Genomic DNA, 19,749 nt, shown 5'->3' with positions numbered 1-19,749 from the left:
CCTTTTGGAAGAATTAAAATGGACCCTCTTTTAGGTATAATAAAATAAGTAACCTAAGAGGAGTAGGTTTAAAATTTAGAAGGAGAATTTCAAATGATGAAAAAAGAAATTACTAACTTAATATAGTATAGAAAATATGAAAAGCTATAATTTAAATAATAAGAAAAAAGTATGTATTGACATAAATGAATAGCCAAACTTGTCTTCTGATGGTTATGACAAAGGTATTTCCAAGGCATTTACATTAGTAGCAGAAAAAAATGTTAATATATAAAAATGTAGATTTAAGGGTTATTATAAGCATTATATAATATAAAATAAATACTATTTCTAGCAAAGATGCAGTAGATATATATAATTTTCTATATATGACAATCAATATTTAAGGTTAGCAAAAAGGCTTACCAATGGTAGGTCTTATTTTTATGCGTAAAATTAATCATAATGAGAGTTATTTTATGAAATTAAAAAAGAAAAGGTTATTAATCAAGCTTTTTATCTTAGTTAGTGGCATTTTATTTAGCATTTATTTTTCAACAATTATGTATTTCCTATTAATAAAGCGAATGTTAGCTTTAGCAATTTTAAATTTATATAAAACCATAATAGTAAAAGAAAAAATGCTTATTGTTATTTATGCCTAGAGGGGTTTGTAGATATGACTATATCTATTATGCAGATAATAATGGCTTTGCTAGTTAATATATCTAAAAATTTGATATAAATATCAGTCGATAAAATGTAATTTGATTCTGCTTAATAACTAATATAAATAAAAACTCGATGAAAATTTTTATAAAAAAGTGTTGACAGATTTAGTTATTAGGAATATTATAAAAGTACACCCACACCCGGTGGGGGTATGGAGGTGAAAAGGTGAACAAAGAAAAAGAAGAAGCGGTAAAGGCTCTAAAAATATCTAGAGGTCAAATTGAAGCTACTATTAAAATGATAGAGGAAGAGCGATATTGTGTAGATGTGTCAAATCAAATAATCGCTGCACAATCACTTTTAAAAAAAGCTAATTTGATGATTTTAAGACAGCATATGGACCACTGTGTTATGGAAGCTTTTCAGCACGATAATGCAGGTGAGAAAATAGATGAAATTATAGAGCTTTTATCAAAAGTAATTGGTAAATAAAATACTTTATTATTAAATTAAGGAGGAAAAAAATATGGCAAATAAAGTATTAAAAATAGAAGGCATGACCTGTGCATCTTGTGCAAAGGCTGTAGAAAGAGCTACTAAAAAGCTAAAAGGTGTAACAGAATCAAATGTTAACTTTGCTACAGAAAAATTAAATATAAGTTTTGATGAAACAAAGATTTCTGTAGCAGATATTCAAGAAACTGTTAAGAAAGCAGGATATAAGGCTATTACTGATTCCACAAATAAAATCTTAAAGATAGAAGGAATGACCTGTGCATCCTGTGCAAAAGCAGTAGAAAGGGCAACTAAAAAGCTTAATGGAGTTACAGAAGCAAATGTTAATTATGCAACTGAGAAGTTAAGCATAAGCTATGAGCCTTCAAAGATAAAGGTTTCAGATATAAAGAAAGCAATAGAAAAAGCAGGTTATAAAGCAAGAGAAGAAGAAACTACGGTAGATATAGATAAAGAAAGAAAAGAAAAAGAAATGAAACTTTTATGGAGAAAGTTCATTATATCTACAATATTTACAGTACCATTACTATATGTATCTATGGGGCATATGGTAGGGCTTCCTCTTCCAGACTTCATTAATCCCAATATTAATTCAATAGCATTTGCTTTAACTCAATTATTACTTACATTACCTGTAATAATTGCTGGAAATAGATTCTATACGGTTGGATTTAAGGCATTGTTTAAAAGAAGCCCCAATATGGATTCTCTTATTGCAATAGGTACATCTGCAGCATTCCTTTATGGTGTGTTTGCTACAGTTAAAATTTTTGGTGGACACCATGAGTATGCTCATGATTTATATTTTGAGTCAGCAGCTGTAATCATTGCTTTAATAACACTTGGTAAATATTTAGAGGCAGTTTCTAAGGGAAAGACTTCCGAAGCTATAAAGAAGTTAATGGGACTTGCCCCTAAAACAGCTATAGTCATAAGAAACGGAAAAGAAGTAGAAATTACTATTGAAGAAGTAGAAGTAGGCGATGTAATAGTAGTTAAACCAGGAGAAAAGATGCCAGTAGATGGAGAAGTTGTAGAGGGTACTACTTCTGTAGATGAGTCAATGCTAACAGGGGAAAGTATTCCAGTAGAAAAGAATGTTGGCGATAAGATTATTGGTGCAAGTATAAATAAAAACGGTACTATAAAATATAAGGCTACTAAAGTTGGCAAAGATACAGCTTTAGCACAAATTATAAAGCTTGTAGAAGATGCTCAGGGATCTAAAGCTCCAATTGCAAAACTTGCAGATATTATTTCAGGGTACTTTGTTCCAATAGTTATTACCTTAGCAGTTATTTCAGGTTTAGCATGGTACTTCATTGGTGGAGAATCAGAAATATTCTCACTTACAATATTTATATCTGTACTAGTTATTGCTTGTCCTTGTGCTCTAGGTCTAGCAACACCAACAGCTATTATGGTTGGTACAGGTAAAGGTGCTGAACATGGTGTTTTAATAAAGAGTGGTGCTGCACTAGAAACTGCTCACAAAATAAAGACAATAGTATTTGATAAAACAGGTACTATTACAGAAGGTAAACCAAAGGTTACAGATGTAGTTGTTACAAATGGTATAACAGAAAATGATTTATTGCAATTAGCTGCATCAGCAGAAAAAGGATCAGAACATCCACTTGGTGAAGCAATTGTAAAAGGCGCTGAAGAAAAAGGATTAGAGTTTAAGAAGCTTGATTTCTTTAAAGCTATCCCAGGTCATGGAATTGAAGTTAAAATAGATGGCAAAGATATCTTACTTGGAAACAGAAAACTTATGGTGGAAAGCAAGATATCATTAGAAAATCTAGAAGCAACTTCTAATAAATTAGCAGGAGAAGGAAAAACTCCAATGTATATAGCTATAAACAATAAGATGGCTGGAATCATTGCTGTTGCTGATACTGTTAAGGAAAACAGTAAAAAGGCAATAGAAAAGCTTCATGAAATGGGAATTGAAGTAGCAATGATAACTGGTGATAATAAAAGAACTGCTGAAGCTATAGCTAAACAAGTTGGAATAGATAGAATTCTAGCAGAAGTTCTACCACAAGATAAGGCAAATGAAGTTAAAAAACTTCAAGCTGAAGGTAAAAAAGTTGCAATGGTTGGTGATGGTATAAACGATGCTCCAGCATTAGCACAAGCAGACATTGGTATAGCTATAGGTTCAGGAACAGACGTTGCTATGGAATCTGCAGATATAGTTCTTATGAGAAGTGATTTAATGGATGTTCCTACAGCTATACAGTTAAGTAAAAATACTATTAAAAATATTAAAGAAAATCTATTCTGGGCATTTGGATATAATACATTGGGAATACCAATAGCTATGGGAGTTCTTCATATCTTTGGAGGACCACTATTAAATCCTATGATAGCAGGAGCAGCAATGAGTCTTAGTTCTGTATCAGTATTAATGAATGCTTTAAGACTAAAAAGATTTAAGCCAGTTAAATAATAAGTTAAAAATAATTTATAAATACCATAATAGATTAAATAAAAAATCACATTTGAAAGGGGAAAAATAAAATGAAAAAGAAAATATTAGTTGAAGGTATGAAGTGTGAAAATTGTGCTAAACATGTAAAAAAAGCAGTAACTAATGTAGAGGGCGTAACTAATGTGGATATAAATCTATCAGATAAATATGTTCTACTTGACACAGTGGCTGATGTAAGTGATGAAGCTATAAAAAATGCCATTAATACTGAAAAGTATAACGTAATTGGAATAGAAACATTATAAGTAAATAGAAGAGATTTGATAATTAAATTTTAAAATATACCCTATAAAACGCTTAAAAAAGGCTATGTTGAATTAAGAAGATGATTTCTGTATTGTGCAGGAATCATCTTTTTTTATTATACATAAAACACCTTATAAATATAAAATATGTAAAAAACAATATATTACAAAATATTACATAAAATCTGTGTATAATAGTAATTATGAATAATAAAGATGTAGGTGAGAGAGTTTTATGAAAATTTATGTAGCGAAAATTTTAGATATTAGTGAATCAGAATTAAATAATTTAACTAGATACATTGATGTAGAGAAAAAATATAAGATAAATAAGTTTATAAATAAAAAAGATAAAATTAGATCTTTAATTTCAGAGATTTTAATTAGAAATATAATTTTTGAAAACTTAAATATAAACAATAAAGATATAATATTTGAAAAAAATGAACAGGGAAAACCATATTTAAAAGGCTATTCGGATTTTAATTTTAACTTTTCTCATTCAGGTGATTTTGTAGTATGTGCTGTTGATGATAAGCCTATAGGAATTGATATTGAAAAAATAGAATCTATTGATTATAAGGGGATAGCTCAAAGTTTCTTTTCTAAAGATGAATATAATTTTATATTAAAAGGAGATTTACAAACTCAACTAGATAAATTTTATGAAATATGGACCTTGAAAGAAAGTTATATTAAAGCAGATGGAAGAGGCTTAACAATACCTTTAAAATCATTTTCTATTAATATAGATGAATACGAAAATATTGAGCTGATTACAAAAAATGAACTAAAGAAATGTAATTTTAGAAAATTTAATATTGAATCAGAATATAAAATGGCAGTATGTTCATTAAACAAAGAAATTCCCAATAACATAATAACAATAAATCAAAAATGTTTAATTGATAGTTATTTTAAAGGTATTTAAAATTGTAAGGGACGGTTCATAATTTATTTTACAAATTATATTTTAATATCTTATAAAAGTTGAGATGAATCCTTCTCTAAAAAATATAAGCTAGCAGTAAATTTATTAAGGTTTTATCTAGCGTTAGCAATTAACGAATAAGATATAATTATAATACTAAGTAATTTAGAATAGATGCCTAGGATAAATCAATTATCTTGATGATATGATAATTGAGAAACTTAAAGATAATGAATATATTAGGTGTATAAATTTAAAAAAGATAATTTACACATTTAGACAAATATAAATTATTAAAGAATGTAAAGGGGATTATATTATGCTTAGTAACTCAATTTATAGCATGTCACCAAAATATAAATTTATTTATGAGGAAAGAAATGTTGAATTACCTAACTATTTGAATAGAGAAATTAAAAATAATTGGAATGAATTGATTAATTCCGGAAAAAAATATACAAATGGAGAATTATATACTATATCAAGTATAAAATTTGAAAATGACAATTGTCTAATTTTTAGAATTTTAAAAACTGATTATGCACACTATTTATATACTGTAAAACAAGATTTTCAAGGAGAATATATATGTAGATCCATTGCAACTAGTGCTCTTTTTATTACAAATGATAATTATTATGTTTTAGGAAAAATGTCAAGTGATACTTCTTTACCAGGTAACATTAAGTTTATTGGGGGAGCTATTAGTAAAGAGAACTTTATAGAAAATGAACTTCAGCCCATAGAATGTATAAAAAGAGAAGTTAAAGAAGAAATAGGATTAGATTTAGATGATAAATCTAAAGTTGAAAGTGTAAACTCAAGTTATTTCATAACAATAAAAAATTTATCTTTTATAAATATATGTTTCAAAATAAAACTAAATTGTCTTCAAAAGAAATTATTAAATTATTTGATGAACATAATGAAAATTTATACAATCAAAATATGGAGCAAGAATTGGATTCTATTGTTTTAGTAAAAAATGATAGAGAGCGTCTAAATAATTTTTTTGCTGATAATAAAGGCATAACTATGGATTATCTAGAGGAATTATTCTTAGTTGAGATGGGAATTAACGAAGTACGAAATTTTTCTGATGAAGATAATCTTCGATAATGCAATATGAGAGAGATGGTTCATGATTTATTTTATATTTTGAAATAATCTTTTATGTTAAAAATCAAAATACACACTAAAAATTTCTAAGAAATTAGTGTGTATTTTGATTTTTTTATAATTTAGGCAATTTGCTCCCGATAATTTGTTTTACCTGAGCAGGTAGATTATCCAGTTCTTCTTTTGTTAGTTCTGCAGTTTCTATCATTGGATGAATAATCATTTTAACATCTGCAGGTTTAATTCTATTACCGTTTTGTTCCATTAGTTTATATGATCCTTGAATTGTAACTGGTACAATTGGTACCTTTGCTTTAGTAGCTAATTTAAAGCTTCCTGCTTTAAATTCTCTCATTATATCACCTTTACTTCTTGTACCTTCTGGGAAAATAACAAGAGAATACCCTCCTTTTAATATTTGTACACCTTCTATGATTGCTTGTGCTGACTTTCTCAAATTACTTCTATCCATAAATACACAGTTCATGTATTTCATCCATGTACGAATCAAGGGAACTTTTTCCATCTCAACTTTAGCAATATATCCTTTAGGTTTATCAATATAACTCATAAATAGTGCAATGTCAAAGTTACTTTGATGATTACTCATAAAAACTACAGGTATATGCTCAGGTATGTTTTCTTGTCCAATTACTGTGACCTTTGCACCACTCATCTTTACATGAGACATTGCCCACTTAGATGTAACTTTGTGAACATAATCTATTTTATCTTCTATTTTACCTTGCTTTTCTAAAGATTTCACCTTATACATTTGAGGAGTTTTCCCAAGCAAACTTGTTGCAAAATGCGTGTACCAAGCGATTGTTCTTAGCATAATAAGCCTCCATAATTAATTTAATATATTTTTATTATAGTACAAAGTTACATATAGTGAAAGAGATTGAAAATTAGATGGTAGGTTTTATATTAGGGACGGTTCATTTAAAATATTAAATTTCTAAGTTATCATTGAAAAACATGTTTAGGGTTTTGGACAATGTCAATAATTATAAAAAACTATAGTAATTGGAGGATTTAAGGTGGCTAGAATAGCTAGAGTATTAAGTGAGAGTGGAATATATCATGTTATGACTAGAAGTTTTCCTGATAAACCTTTGTTTTATGATGATGAAGATAAAGAAAAAATGCTTCAAATCTTAAGAAAATTGCAGATTGAAGAAAATTTTAAAGTTTACGCTTATTGTTTAATGGATACTCATACCCATTTTTTGATAGATATTAATGGCGGAGACTTAAGTAAAATGATGAAAAAATTTAACTTAAGATATGGAGGATATCTTAGAAAGTGTAAGAAACATAAAGGACCAGTATTTAGAGATAGATATAAAAGCAAACCTATAAATAGTGATGCATACTTAATAGAAGTTTCTAAATATATACATAGAAATCCAGTAGATATAAAAGAATATAAAGAAAAGCCAGAAGAGTACACATATTCAAGTCTATCATTGTATCTAGGACTAGAAAAAAACAGATTTAATCTTTGTAATGAAGAATATATAATGAGTTTCTTTGGTAGGAGAAAAAGAAGAGCAAGAGAGAACTATTATAAAACTATGTTTAATGTAGAAAAAGAAAAACTTAAAGAAATGGAATTTGAAAATGATAAGTCAGAATATAGAAGCGAAAAAGTTATTTTACTTAGAAATTGCTCAGAAAGGGAAATAAGCAATTTTGTCTGTGAGAAGACAGGAATTGAACATATAGAGTTAAAATTAAAGCATAGGAGAGAAAGTAGAAAAGCAAAGGCTATGTATGTAGTGCTTTTAACTCAGTTTAGTGGTAAAAGTCAAAAAGAGATATGTAAAACACTAGAGAATATAACACAATCTAATGTATCTATACTTTGTAAATATGGAGTAGAATTGATAATTAAAGATAAATTTTACAAAACTATACTAGATGAATTAATAGATTTAAATACTCAGAAAATAGCATGATAGTTTAAAATAAAATTTTTTATACATTAGTTGAATATATGTATATGTAATAGGACAAGCTAAAAATAAAATAAAAATCTCAATCAATAAGATAGAAATAACTCATTAAAATATATTATTCTTTCCAAATTATCATCTTTAAGGGACGGTTCATAATTATATTAAGTTTATGGATGTATTTTATGCCATTTTTAAAGAACAATTCATAATTATATTCAATTTAGAATTATGTTTAGGTAAATTGTGGTATTTTTATAGGAATAAAATGAACCGTCCCTTAAATAAAGAGTTTAACAAAAATGAACTTTTTGTTGATTTTCTGTATATGGGGTATATTAAGCATTATATTTTATGTTAATATAATAATATATTAAATTTAATTTCATAAGGATAGAAAAATTGTAGTTTTATTTTGTAAGCAATCATGTTTTAAAAAATCAAAAATAATAATCAGAATATTTAGTTAATTTATGGAAACATATATGTAATACATTATAAAAAGCATTTAATTAGGTAATTTAGTAATAATAGTTTGACTAGATGATTTTATTAGGTTAAATAATGAAAATAAGGGAGGACTTATAATTAAAATAAACGATTATAGGCTTTCATATAAGTTTATTCCAATAATCCTAATGACTTTACTGTTATTTTTGAGATTTCCTTTTATATTTGCAGTTACTTTTGAAATATTATCTTTAGATACTAGTATAGTGAATAGCATTTTTACGAACGGTACTTATTTATTAACTTCTATTTTGATAATAGATGAAAGAAAAAATTTATCGCAATTTAATTTTACATTTTTTTCAGTGATATTATTTACTATAATGCCTATAATAGGCTTTTAGTTACCTTTTTACTAATAATTATTAAAAAATACAATATAATCTACAATATAATTTTCTTGATTGTATAACTTTAATTATGGCAATATTCTTATTAATATTATTAATTAATCACAAATTCTCATTACCAAAGAAAAGCTTAAAGAAAGTAATTATTGAATTAATAATTTCTATTATATTAGGGATTGTATTTAGTTTTTAATAACTGGATTCAAGTCCGTTGATAAATTAGGATATATAAAAATTTCTCAATTGTTACCAGTAACTTTGTTTCAGTTTAACTATGCTGCAATTAGTGAAGAGCCACTTTTTAGAGGATTTATTTGGGGTTATTTACGAAAGTTTCAGCGGAAAGAATCATGGATTTTAATATTTCAATCCTCACTATTTATGTTAGATCATATTTATTATTTAGGTAGTTATTCTATATTTGTTTTTATAAGGACATTTATTGTTGCCTTTGTTTTAGAAATAATTGTTTGTAAATCTCGCTCTATAGCAAATAGTATGGTTGCTCACAGCATTATCAATTCATTTTTCAGTTTATAGAGCATTTATAAGCATATAATTGTGAAGAAGAAAATTAATTATCATAAAAGATTAATTTAGTATTTTTTATATTAGTTGCATTAATTATTCAAATATTAAAATTTAGTAAATAGTAAGTATATTTACGAATTAAAGGGGGGCTTTTATTATGATATTATTAAATCCAGTAGTTATTTCTGTTATGGTTATGATAGTTCTATGTCTTTTTAAGCTCAATGTAATAATAGCTATTTTAATTTCTGCAATTGTTGCAGGATTATCATCAGGAATGACTGTAGGTGGGGCTATGGAGGTCCTAATAAATGGAATGGGAGGAAACTCAGAAACAGCTTTGAGTTATATTTTATTGGGAGCTTTAGCTGTTGCGGTAAATAAGACAGGATTAGCAACTATACTAGCAAAGAAAATAGCTAATATAGTTAAAGATAAAAAGATAGCTTTTGTTTTATTAATAGCTTTTATAAGCTGTTTCTCACAAAACTTAATACCAGTTCATATAGCATTTATTCCTATTTTAATTCCCTCATTGATAATGTTAATGAATAAGTTAAAGATTGATAGAAGAGGAGTTGCTTGTGCTTTAACCTTTGGACTAAAGGCACCATATATAACTTTGCCAATTGGATTTGGGCTTATATTCCATAATATTATAAGAGATCAAATGATATCAAATGGGCTAAATGTTACAAATAACATGATTGCAAAAGTTATGTGGGTTCCGGGACTAGGAATGTTTTTAGGTCTATTAATAGCTGTATTTATTTCTTACAGAAAACCAAGAGAATATAAAGATATTTCTATACAAGAATTAGTACCAGAAACAGAAGATATAAAAATGACTTCTAAGCATTGGTTTGCTCTTTTAGCAGCAATATCTGCTTTTGTTGTTCAAATTGTTACAGAATCACTTCCATTAGGAGGATTATGTGCTTTAATTGTATTATTTATAACTAGAGCAATTAAATGGAGTGAAATTGATGATCTTATGGATGGTGGCATTAGAATGATGGGATTCATAGGTTTTGTAATGTTAGTAGCTGCAGGATACGGGAATGTATTAAGGGAAACTGGAGCAGTTGAGGCGCTAGTAGCAGCAGTCGCAGGCATGGTTGGAGGAAGTAAATTATTAGGCGCATTATTGATGCTTTTAGTTGGTCTGTTAGTTACTATGGGGATAGGAAGTTCTTTTGGAACTATTCCAATTATAGCAGCTATATACTGTCCACTAGGAGTAAGTTTAGGATTTAGTATACCAGCTATAATTATTTTGATAGGTGTTGCAGGTGCTCTAGGGGATGCTGGCTCACCTGCATCAGATAGTACTCTTGGACCGACATCAGGGCTAAATGTAGACGGTCAACATGATCATATTTGGGATACCTGTGTACCTACATTCTTACATTATAATATACCTCTACTAATCTTTGGGACTATAGCAGCAATGATATTGTAAATTTACTTATATAATCAAAAAATGTCTTTAATATAGAAAATTTATCAGAAAAACGTGATTTATTCACGTTTTTTTGATATAAAAAAATATTATGTGCACTTTAGCTGCTAAAATTGACAAAATATTTTAAATCTTTATACTTAAATTAAGAATAATTTTAAAGTTTTTATGCCAAAAAGGTTATATGCAAAAAAGTTTTCAACATTAATTTGTCTGAAAAGTCATATGCTTTAATGGAGTTGACCAAAGATAATTTTATGACTTTACTTTAGGTATTTTCAAAAAAAGAGGGGGATATTATAAAGAATTTGTTATCTAAGGAGGAATTTATGATTAAAAAATTAGATCAAATAATTGAAAAGGCAAAGCTTGGAGAGAGAAAAACCCTTGCAATTGCGGTTGCACAGGATAAAGTTGTTTTGGAAGCAGCAGTACAAGCTGTTAGAGAAAATATAGTTAATGTTATATTAGTTGGGGATAAGGAAAAAATTCAAGAAATTGCTGCAGAAGGTGACTTAGATTTAACTGGATCTGAAATTGTTGATGAAAAAGATATTAAAAAAGCAGCTGCGAAATCAGTAGAGTTAGTTTCAACAGGAAAGGCACATTTCTTAATGAAGGGTATGTTAGGTACCTCTGATTTGTTAAAGGCAGTTTTAAATAAGGAAGCAGGATTAAAAACAAGTAATTTATTATCTCATGTTATGGTCTATGATGTTCCTAGTTATCATAAATTACTGTTTTTAACTGACGGAGGAATGGTGCCATACCCAGAACTTCAAGATAAGGTTGGAATAATTAATAATTCAGTAAAAATTGCCCATGCTTTAGATATAGAATGTCCAAATGTGGGAGTCATTTGTGCAGTTGAAGTTGTAAATCCTAGTATGCAAGCAACATTAGATGCAGCAGCGTTAGCTTCGATGAATAAAAGAGGACAAATAAAAGGATGCATAATTGATGGACCATTAGCTTTAGATAATGCTATTTCTAGGGAGGCAGCAAAACATAAAGGAATTGTTAGTGATGTAGCAGGAGAAGCAGACATATTGCTTGTTCCTAATATTGAAGCAGGAAATTTTTTAGGAAAGTCATTAACTTATTTTGCAAAAGCTGAAAGTGCAGGAGTAATTGTAGGAGCAAAGTGTCCTGTAGTGTTAGTATCAAGAGCAGATAGTGCTAAGTCTAAATTGTATTCAATAGCTCTTGGAGCGACTTTAGTTTAATTATAAATATACACCTTATTTCATGTATTTTAAAGATAAAACTCATTATGAAAGATTAAGTTATTTAAAGCAAATTAATTAAAGATTTATTATTTTAATTAGTTTTTATAAAAGTTAAATTCTAAATAAGTAACAGATATTAGGGGAATATGGAGGGGAAGATATGAATAAAGTTATCATGACTGGAAATGAGGCAATAGCAAGAGGTGCTTATGAAGCAGGTTGCCATGTTGCTTCTGCTTATCCAGGTACACCAAGTACAGAAATTTTAGAAAACTTTGCAACTTATGAAGGTGTCTATGCTGAATGGGCTCCGAATGAAAAAGTTGGTTTTGAGGTTGCAGCTGGAGCTTCAATAGGAGGGGCTAGGGCTTTAACTACAATGAAGCATGTTGGATTAAATGTGGCTGCTGATCCATTATTTACAATGGCATATGAAGGTGTAAATGGAGGATTTGTTGTAATCACAGCAGATGATCCAGGAATGCATTCATCTCAAAATGAACAAGATAATAGATTTTATGCTCCGCATGCTAAAGTAGCAATGTTAGAGCCGTCAGATTCTCAAGAATGTTTAGATTTTATGAAAAAGGCTTATGAAATTAGTGAAGAATTTGATACCTTAGTATTATTTAGAGTTACTACAAGAATTTCTCACTCTAAAACTATTGTAGAACCAGGTAAAAAACAAGAAGTTGCAGTAAAACCTTATGAAAAAAATATAAGAAAATATATAATGACTCCAGGGCATGCTAAATTAAAACATTATGAAGTAGAAGAAAGATTAGAGAAGCTAAGAAAATATTCGAATAGCTGTGAGCTAAATAAAATTGAAATGGGAGATACTAAAATAGGAATAATAACTAGTGGTGTTTCCTATCAGTATTGTAAAGAAGTATTTGGTGATAATGCTTCATATTTAAAAATTGGAATGAGTTATCCACTACCAGATGAAATGATTAAAGAATTTTCCTCCAAGGTGGAAAACATATATGTAGTAGAAGAAAATGATCCATACTTAGAAAATGCAGCTAAAGTGTTAGGTATTAACTGTAAAGGTAAAGAAATAATACCGATTTGTGATGAGTTAAATCCAGATATAATTCGAAAAGCTATTTTAGGTGATGTTAATGAGATTAAATATTCAGTAGATGTAAGACCACCTTCAAGACCACCAGTATTATGCCCAGGATGCCCACATAGAGGAATATTCTATGCAGTATCTAAATATAAAGATGTAATAGCTGCAAATGATATAGGCTGCTATACTTTAGGTATGAATGCACCTCTTAATGTAGCAGATACAGTAATTTGTATGGGTGCTTCAATTTCCGGTGGAATAGGAATTGAAAGAGCTTCAATGATAGCTAAGAGAGAAGATAAAAAAGTATTTTCATTTATAGGAGATTCAACTTTCTTCCACTCAGGAGTTACAGGTCTTATAAATTCAGTTTACAATAATACTCCAATAGTAACTGTAATTTTAGACAATAGAATTACAGGAATGACAGGGCATCAAGAGAATCCGGGAACAGGAAAAACTCTTCAAAATAATCCTGCGCCTATGATTGATCTTGAAGATTTAGTACTTGCTTGTGGGGTTAAGAAGGAGAATATAAGAGTTGTTGATCCTTATAAATTAGAAGAAACAAAGAAAGCAGTGGAAGAAGCACATAAAAGCAAAGAGCCTTTTGTAATAATTACAAAACAACCTTGTGCATTAATAAAAGAAGTATTAAAGGCAAGAGCAGATTTGAGTTGTAGAGTAAATCAAGATACTTGTAGAAAATGCAAAATGTGCTTAAAAACAGGCTGTCCGGCTCTTAAATTCCAAAATGGTATAGTGTCAATAGATGAATCTATGTGTAATGGTTGTGAATTATGTAAGCAAGTTTGTCCGTTTAAAGCTATAGAGAAGGTTGGTGAATAATATGAAGGAAGTTAAAAGTATATTATTTATTGGTGTTGGTGGACAAGGTACTATATTAGCTTCAAAAATATTATCAGAAGGATTATTAAGACATGGCTATGATGTAAAGATGTCTGAAGTTCATGGAATGGCACAAAGAGGTGGAAGTGTTACCACTCAAGTAAGGTTTGGCGAAAAAGTATATTCACCGTTAATTGAAAAAGGAAAAGCTGATGTTATAGTTGCATTTGAAAAAAGTGAAGCTTTAAGAGCGCTTCCTTATTTAAAAGAGGGTGGACACCTTGTAGTAAATGATTATGAAATTCATCCTGTACCAGTATTAATAGGAGCTGAGAATTATCCAGAAAATGTAATAGGATCTTTAAAAGAAAAAGTAGAAAATCTAGTGACTTTAAATGCTGCAAAAATTGCTGAAGATCTTGGAAATATAAAAGCACAAAATGTAGTATTATTAGGTGCATTATTAAAGGCATTAAATCTTGATGAAATAGATTGGGAAGACGTAGTTTCAAGTTTAGTTCCATCAAAGGCAATAGAATTAAATAAGCAAGCTTTAAAAGCAGGTATGGAAGCTTAAGACTAAAAGCCTAGCTCTTTATAATAGAGCTAGGTTTTAAATTTAATAATATATTATCATAAGGCAAAGTTTTTACAAATTGCATTAAGGTTTTTTATAAAATCTGTTGTCTTATAACGATTAAAATATTAAGAAATTTGTACTACTGATAGAGTGCTCTTTTCAATTATAATTTCTTCAGATAGGAAATTGGTAACTAAAATTTCAACTCTATCACCTGTAGTCAATTTTGTTATAACTGATTTAAAAAAAGGCAGTCGTATTGGCGATTTAGCTACCAATTGACCAAAAAAGAAAGTACCTTCAATTATAGGTGAACCGTTTATACTAATAGTTCCATTGAGAGGGCCAGCAAAAAGAGATAGTAAAGTAATTTCATCAATACTTGGAAATAGTACTATCATATTAAGTTGTATTTCATATATTCCATCTTGAGCTATTGTTATATTTGGAAGATTTATAGCTACATCATTTGACTCTGGTAAGAAAGCATTAAAAGGAATTTGAATATACTTTCCACCAGGTTGAAAAGTTAATATAAAAGGTTCAGTAATATAGATTAAGCCTAAGGCCGGCTTAATTTTAGAAGTATGAGAATTCTTTGCAGTAGTGCAATCTAGAGATTCCTCAGAGCCTTTACGATTAAAATATTCTTTCATAATAATTGTACCTCTTAAACTTATTTATGGATTAATTTGTTTTCTATTTAAGAGAGAAGATTTTAGATTAGATATATTCAAAAGCTAGTTAATATGCTTTATTTTGTTTAAATTTAATTAAGAGATAGTATTAACAAGCTATATCATATAATTTATAATATGAAAAAAATAATATATTGATTATGTAAATAATTTATAAATCTATAATAATTTTATGATATTATAATACTAATACATATCAATTCTAAAATTAATATATATGAAAATAGTTGATACTTTTCAGAATCATAATTAGAACTAATTTGTTTTTAAAGTTATAATTTATCTCTCTTTTTAATAAATTCTAACTCTTAATCATAGGAAACCTTTAAGATACAATTAATTATAGGATTTTTCAAAATATTTGTTATAATATACATATAACTTTTAACTTATAGAAATTTGAATTTTATATTATGGCATAGATTTTATATACATAACAGGAGGAGTTTAAGATGTCAATATATGCAGCACCATCAAAGGAATTAATGATGAAGCTAAAACCTTATAAAAAATCTACAGAAGATATTAAAGTTTCTAAACCTGCTATGCTTCATGATAGATTGTTTAGAGAAGTGGTCTTTTTTAAAAAGTTTTTTAAAAAATTTAGTAGTGAACCAGAGTGCTATATGTACATAGATGAAAATGATAATATAATTGAAGATAAATTTTTATGTGAGAGATTAGGCAAATTGTTTTACTATATGGACATATATTTAAATGAGGAACCAGGAAGTGTTTTGTCAGCGCTTCAAAGTGAAGGGGAAGTAAACAAAGATAAAAATGATTATGAGAAAATGATTTTTGGACTAGAGCTACTTAAGAAAAAAGAACCAGAAAATATTGATAATGTTCTTGAGATTATGAAAAAATTACCTACACTTAGAAATAAGAATAATGAAAAGTTAAGGATTTTAAAAGATGCTATAGAAGAACAAAAACTTAAGTATGAGTACTTCAATGAAAGGATGATAGAAGTTCTTCAACCCTATTATAGAGATGCTCTAGCTGTAAACTATGAGAAAATACTTCTTATAGGTAAAGGAGCAGAGTTTTATGGCGACATTAAAAGAAAAGCGGAGAAGAGAAGAAGAAACTCTAAATTCTTATTTAACACTAAACATACAGAACATCTTATGAAAGTTCATTACACTATGGGATATTTCCAAAACCTATTGAGAGCTTATGGTAATGTGGTAAGTATGAATTACAATCAATACATAAAATTAGTTGACAATGCTGGAAAAAGAGTAGCAGAAGAAAAGATGCAACATATAAGAAAATAGAGATTTTTGGATATTTCTTATTTAATGAATATCTTTAATCTTATTTCCTTTAAAAGATATTAAAATACTTTTACTTAAAATAACCCCTAACAATAATTTGTTAGGGGTTAATAAAATATCATATGAAAATAATTCTATTACAATAAAGTTTTAATTAATTGTCTATTAAGTCAAGAGCGCAGAGTTTAAGTAACATCTATGTAAACTGCATCCTCTTCCTTAACAACTTTTATATATTCAACTTCAGGGTCTTCTGTACCTTGAACGTATAATCCTGTATCTTTAAGTTTTTGTACGTAATCAACTATTTCTTGAGTTATTTTTTCACCTGGACATAGTACTGGTATTCCTGGTGGATATGCCATTAGGAATTCTCCACTTATCATTCCTACGCTGCTAGAAAGTTTAACAGAAGTTTTTACGCTGTTAAAGGCCTCATTTGGTATTTGTATTTGTTCTGGAATCTGAGGGATATCTATAAAGTCAGCCTTCTTACTTCCTTTTCCATAATACTCAGTACTTATTTCTCTTAATGCTTTAAATAATCTTTCCATACCATCCATTGTATCGCCAAAAGAGCCAACTATTAGAACATTGTATAAGTCGGATAATTCCATTTGGATATGATATTTATTTGATAAAATCATATCAAGGTCGTATCCTGTTATCCCTAAATCTCTACAAGTTATAGTAATCTTTGTTGGATCAAAGGCATAGGCACCAGGCTTACCTAATATTTCTTCTCCAAAACAGTAGAAGCCAGGAATTTTATTGATTTCTTCACGTACATAATTGCATAATTCAATTGTTTTATCTAACAATTCTTTACCTTCTAATGCAATTTGTCTTCTTGCTGTATCTAAAGATGCCATTAAAATATATGATGGCGATGTTGTATGCATTAAGTTAAGGACTTGTTTAACTCTTGGAATACTAACACGTTTTGAACGAACTTGTAATAATGAACCTTGAGTTAATGCACCTATTATCTTATGTGTACTTTGAGCACAGATATCCGCTCCTGCTTCCATAGCGGAAACTGGAAGTTTTTCATTGAAATTTAGATGAGGACCATGTGCTTCATCCACAATAAGTGGTATGTCATAAGAGTGAACAATATCAGCTATTTTTTTTATATCTGTAGCAACACCATAATAGGTCGGATTTATTATTAAAACCGCTTTAGCGTCTGGATTTTCTTTTAATGTATTTTCAACAGTTTCAGGAGAAACTCCATTTGCTATACCTAACTTTTTATCTAATTCTGGTTGCATGTACACTGGAATAGCACCAGCTAAAATTATTCCTCCTGTAATTGACTTATGTACATTTCTAGGAATAATAATTTTATCTCCAGCTCCTACTACTGAAAGTATCATAGCTTGAATTGCTCCTGAAGTTCCATGAACAGAGAAAAAACAAGCATCAGAACCATAAGCGTCAGCAGCAAGCTCTTGAGCCTTTTTTATTGGGCCAGTTGGATGATGATAACTATCCACTAGTTTAAATACTGTAACATCAATTTTAAAAGGATTTTCACCCATAAAATCTTTAAACTCTTTATCAACACCTACACCTTTTTTATGACCTGGTACGTGAAAAGGTAAAGTGTCTCTGTTAACATACTCCATTAGGGCATCAAATAATGGAGTTTCATTTTGATTTAACTTATACAATGCAGTATCCCTTCTTTCTACAATAATTTCCTTGTATTATAAGATTAAATCTTATTATTCGTTCAATTTCATTTAAAACAAATTAATTATAAGACAATAATATGTTAAATGCAATAGATTTTAAGGCTTTGTGCCAGCGAAATACAGATAATAATAGAAATTCCCAATATTTAAATATTTTAAAAGTTATATTAAATTTGATATAATATTTAAATACTGAAATTTAATGAAACAAATATAATTATTTTAATTTGTTTCTATATTACTAATATGTTTATTAGGACGGTGGATTATGAGTATAGAAAGTTATTTATTAGAAAAATTATCTAAAGTATTGTTTTTAGAAATAAAAGAAGGAAGTAAAATTAATAATTTTACTTTTGAAGAAAATACTTATTTACCAGTGAGAAGCGAAGCAATTGTAGAAAAAACTAAAGTTGGAGATAATCTTAAAGATATACCTATAAATTTATTTATAGAAGGTATGTTTTATGTATTAGGTAGTGATAAGAATTTTAAATTTAATAAAACTTATAAAAATTTAATAAAAAGCATTCCAGATAGTTTAAAGCTTATAAAAAGTATAATATTTAGAGATCTTAAAGAAGAAAAGTACGAAGATGCATATGTGTTAATAAGAGGGCTTATATCCATAGAAAATACAAAAGACAACTATAGTAAGGCCCTACTATTAGTAGATGAAATAAGAAAGAAAAATTCATTATTTAAAGAAGAAGAATTAAATTTGATAGAAGAAGCAAAGAATATATCATATTTTGCAACTCCATATCTATATGAAGCTATTATTAAAAGAGAAAATAAGGAATTAGAAGAAGCCTTATTTTCTATTAATCAATACATTGCATTAGATGGAGAAAAGACTGATGATGTAATAGAATTTAAAGCATCATTAGAGATGGTTACAAGCTATGATAAAGCAAAAGAAATGGTATATGAATCTCCAAAAGAAGCATTAGAAATATTATTACCATTATTAGAACAATTAGGAGATAGTGCAGAAATATATTATTATATAGCAATAGCTTATAGAGTACTTGAGAACTATGAGAAGGCAATATATTATTTAAATGATTCAATAGCTATAAGTAGTGATTATGTAGAAGTTATAAATGAATTTGGAATTAATTATGCATGTCTAGGAAATTATGAAGTAGCTATAAAGTACTTTAGAAGTGCTTTTGAAGCTACAAAGTCAGTAAATATGTACAAATTTAATAATGTGTTATTTAAACATAGGAGATAACGCTCAAGCTAAGATTCATTTTGATATAGCCAAGAACTTGATCCTAATGATGAAGTGTTGAAAGATATAGAAAAAATACTTAAATGATTAAGAATAAAGAATTATTGTTATTTTTATGAGGAAAAGTTAGAATAGTTTTAAAAAGCGATCATGGTAACTTTTCTTAAAAAACTATTTTAAGAATTAATTTCAATCATAATTGCCGATTGAACATTGGTTTAAATAGCTTTGATTTAGAATAAATTTATTTATTTAATAGATTTTAATGAAATAATGTCTAAAGTTCTTGCAAATATTTTGTAAAAAAGTAGCATTT

At 28.2% G+C, this 19,749-nt stretch carries 17 protein-coding genes; 14 read left to right on the top strand and 3 right to left on the bottom strand.

Annotated features, from left to right (window positions below; all coding sequences use genetic code 11):
• The first annotated feature begins 876 nt into the window (after positions 1 to 876).
• The 6 genes from ACY1IQ_RS14650 to ACY1IQ_RS14625 all read left to right on the top strand — a co-directional run bounded on the left by ACY1IQ_RS14650 (position 877) and on the right by ACY1IQ_RS14625 (position 5,962).
• Positions 877 to 1,143 carry a metal-sensing transcriptional repressor gene (locus ACY1IQ_RS14650; protein ID WP_461614652.1) on the top strand — a complete coding sequence of 89 codons (267 nt, stop codon included), beginning with the start codon at positions 877 to 879 and terminating at the stop codon, positions 1,141 to 1,143.
• Positions 1,144 to 1,177: 34 nt separating this feature from the next.
• Positions 1,178 to 3,625 carry a heavy metal translocating P-type ATPase gene (locus tag ACY1IQ_RS14645; RefSeq protein WP_461614651.1) on the top strand — a complete coding sequence of 816 codons (2,448 nt, stop codon included), beginning with the start codon at positions 1,178 to 1,180 and terminating at the stop codon, positions 3,623 to 3,625.
• A gap of 71 nt (positions 3,626 to 3,696) precedes the next feature.
• Positions 3,697 to 3,912 (top strand): heavy-metal-associated domain-containing protein, encoded by a 216-nt coding sequence (locus tag ACY1IQ_RS14640; RefSeq protein WP_461614650.1) that lies wholly within the window; start codon positions 3,697 to 3,699, stop codon positions 3,910 to 3,912.
• 235 nt (positions 3,913 to 4,147) lie between these two features.
• Positions 4,148 to 4,843, top strand: a complete 696-nt coding sequence (locus ACY1IQ_RS14635; protein ID WP_461614649.1) for a 4'-phosphopantetheinyl transferase family protein — start codon at positions 4,148 to 4,150, stop codon at positions 4,841 to 4,843.
• 319 nt (positions 4,844 to 5,162) lie between these two features.
• Complete coding sequence (locus tag ACY1IQ_RS14630; RefSeq protein ID WP_461614648.1) at positions 5,163 to 5,822, top strand: NUDIX hydrolase; 660 nt, start codon at positions 5,163 to 5,165, stop codon at positions 5,820 to 5,822.
• On the top strand, positions 5,792 to 5,962 hold the full coding sequence (locus tag ACY1IQ_RS14625) for a hypothetical protein (protein WP_461614647.1): 171 nt from the start codon (positions 5,792 to 5,794) through the stop codon (positions 5,960 to 5,962). Before ACY1IQ_RS14630 ends, ACY1IQ_RS14625 begins: the two co-directional genes overlap by 31 nt.
• A 115-nt stretch (positions 5,963 to 6,077) precedes the next feature.
• Here the strand turns inward: ACY1IQ_RS14625 and ACY1IQ_RS14620 are convergent, their stop codons facing one another.
• Positions 6,078 to 6,800, bottom strand: a complete 723-nt coding sequence (locus ACY1IQ_RS14620; protein WP_461614646.1) for a lysophospholipid acyltransferase family protein — start codon at positions 6,798 to 6,800, stop codon at positions 6,078 to 6,080.
• Positions 6,801 to 7,005: 205 nt separating this feature from the next.
• Between ACY1IQ_RS14620 and ACY1IQ_RS14615 the strand changes: the two genes are divergently transcribed.
• From ACY1IQ_RS14615 to ACY1IQ_RS14590, 6 genes are all read left to right on the top strand, one after another.
• Positions 7,006 to 7,926 (top strand): transposase, encoded by a 921-nt coding sequence (locus ACY1IQ_RS14615; protein WP_461614645.1) that lies wholly within the window; start codon positions 7,006 to 7,008, stop codon positions 7,924 to 7,926.
• A gap of 1,100 nt (positions 7,927 to 9,026) precedes the next feature.
• On the top strand, positions 9,027 to 9,323 hold the full coding sequence (locus ACY1IQ_RS14610; protein ID WP_461614644.1) for a CPBP family intramembrane glutamic endopeptidase: 297 nt from the start codon (positions 9,027 to 9,029) through the stop codon (positions 9,321 to 9,323).
• 148 nt (positions 9,324 to 9,471) lie between these two features.
• A complete protein-coding gene (locus tag ACY1IQ_RS14605; RefSeq protein WP_461614643.1) occupies positions 9,472 to 10,776 on the top strand; it encodes a Na+/H+ antiporter family protein in 1,305 nt (434 codons plus the stop codon).
• Between the two features lie 329 nt (positions 10,777 to 11,105).
• Complete coding sequence (locus ACY1IQ_RS14600) at positions 11,106 to 12,002, top strand: phosphate butyryltransferase (RefSeq protein WP_461614642.1); 897 nt, start codon at positions 11,106 to 11,108, stop codon at positions 12,000 to 12,002.
• A 163-nt stretch (positions 12,003 to 12,165) separates the two neighbouring features.
• A complete protein-coding gene (gene iorA / locus ACY1IQ_RS14595) occupies positions 12,166 to 13,932 on the top strand; it encodes an indolepyruvate ferredoxin oxidoreductase subunit alpha (protein WP_461614641.1) in 1,767 nt (588 codons plus the stop codon).
• A gap of 1 nt (position 13,933) precedes the next feature.
• On the top strand, positions 13,934 to 14,509 hold the full coding sequence (locus ACY1IQ_RS14590) for an indolepyruvate oxidoreductase subunit beta (RefSeq protein ID WP_461614640.1): 576 nt from the start codon (positions 13,934 to 13,936) through the stop codon (positions 14,507 to 14,509).
• 128 nt (positions 14,510 to 14,637) lie between these two features.
• Here ACY1IQ_RS14590 and ACY1IQ_RS14585 read toward each other — a convergent pair whose 3' ends face one another.
• Entirely contained in the window at positions 14,638 to 15,168 is a 531-nt protein-coding gene (locus ACY1IQ_RS14585; protein ID WP_461614639.1) for a hypothetical protein, read from the bottom strand.
• 494 nt (positions 15,169 to 15,662) lie between these two features.
• Here ACY1IQ_RS14585 and ACY1IQ_RS14580 point away from each other — a divergent pair, with 494 nt between their 5' ends.
• Positions 15,663 to 16,493, top strand: coding sequence for a hypothetical protein (locus ACY1IQ_RS14580; protein ID WP_461614638.1), 831 nt, complete (start codon positions 15,663 to 15,665; stop codon positions 16,491 to 16,493).
• Positions 16,494 to 16,678: 185 nt separating this feature from the next.
• On the opposite strand, the gene ACY1IQ_RS14575 is transcribed toward ACY1IQ_RS14580, so the two are convergent.
• Positions 16,679 to 18,169, bottom strand: a complete 1,491-nt coding sequence (locus ACY1IQ_RS14575) for an aminotransferase class I/II-fold pyridoxal phosphate-dependent enzyme (protein ID WP_461614637.1) — start codon at positions 18,167 to 18,169, stop codon at positions 16,679 to 16,681.
• Positions 18,170 to 18,461: 292 nt separating this feature from the next.
• On the opposite strand from ACY1IQ_RS14575, the gene ACY1IQ_RS14570 reads away from it, so the two are divergent.
• Positions 18,462 to 19,433, top strand: coding sequence for a tetratricopeptide repeat protein (locus tag ACY1IQ_RS14570; protein ID WP_461614636.1), 972 nt, complete (start codon positions 18,462 to 18,464; stop codon positions 19,431 to 19,433).
• Positions 19,434 to 19,749 lie beyond the last annotated feature (316 nt).

It is taken from the genome of Clostridium sp. Marseille-QA1073 (genome assembly GCF_054863625.1).
Note: the sequence above shows the minus strand (reverse complement) of the source record. Positions and strands in the feature narration are given on the sequence as shown.

Bases quoted from the DNA above. Each gene is read 5' to 3' on its own strand.
- ACY1IQ_RS14645 (WP_461614651.1), top strand. From the start codon at position 1,178: ATGGCAAATAAAGTATTAAAAATAGAAGGCATGACCTGTGCATCTTGT.
- ACY1IQ_RS14640 (WP_461614650.1), top strand. From the start codon at position 3,697: ATGAAAAAGAAAATATTAGTTGAAGGTATGAAGTGTGAAAATTGTGCT.
- ACY1IQ_RS14635 (WP_461614649.1), top strand. From the start codon at position 4,148: ATGAAAATTTATGTAGCGAAAATTTTAGATATTAGTGAATCAGAATTA.
- ACY1IQ_RS14630 (WP_461614648.1), top strand. From the start codon at position 5,163: ATGCTTAGTAACTCAATTTATAGCATGTCACCAAAATATAAATTTATT.
- ACY1IQ_RS14625 (WP_461614647.1), top strand. From the start codon at position 5,792: ATGGAGCAAGAATTGGATTCTATTGTTTTAGTAAAAAATGATAGAGAG.
- ACY1IQ_RS14620 (WP_461614646.1), bottom strand. From the start codon at position 6,800: ATGCTAAGAACAATCGCTTGGTACACGCATTTTGCAACAAGTTTGCTT.
- ACY1IQ_RS14605 (WP_461614643.1), top strand. From the start codon at position 9,472: ATGATATTATTAAATCCAGTAGTTATTTCTGTTATGGTTATGATAGTT.
- ACY1IQ_RS14600 (WP_461614642.1), top strand. From the start codon at position 11,106: ATGATTAAAAAATTAGATCAAATAATTGAAAAGGCAAAGCTTGGAGAG.
- iorA (WP_461614641.1), top strand. From the start codon at position 12,166: ATGAATAAAGTTATCATGACTGGAAATGAGGCAATAGCAAGAGGTGCT.
- ACY1IQ_RS14590 (WP_461614640.1), top strand. From the start codon at position 13,934: ATGAAGGAAGTTAAAAGTATATTATTTATTGGTGTTGGTGGACAAGGT.
- ACY1IQ_RS14585 (WP_461614639.1), bottom strand. From the start codon at position 15,168: ATGAAAGAATATTTTAATCGTAAAGGCTCTGAGGAATCTCTAGATTGC.
- ACY1IQ_RS14580 (WP_461614638.1), top strand. From the start codon at position 15,663: ATGTCAATATATGCAGCACCATCAAAGGAATTAATGATGAAGCTAAAA.
- ACY1IQ_RS14570 (WP_461614636.1), top strand. From the start codon at position 18,462: ATGAGTATAGAAAGTTATTTATTAGAAAAATTATCTAAAGTATTGTTT.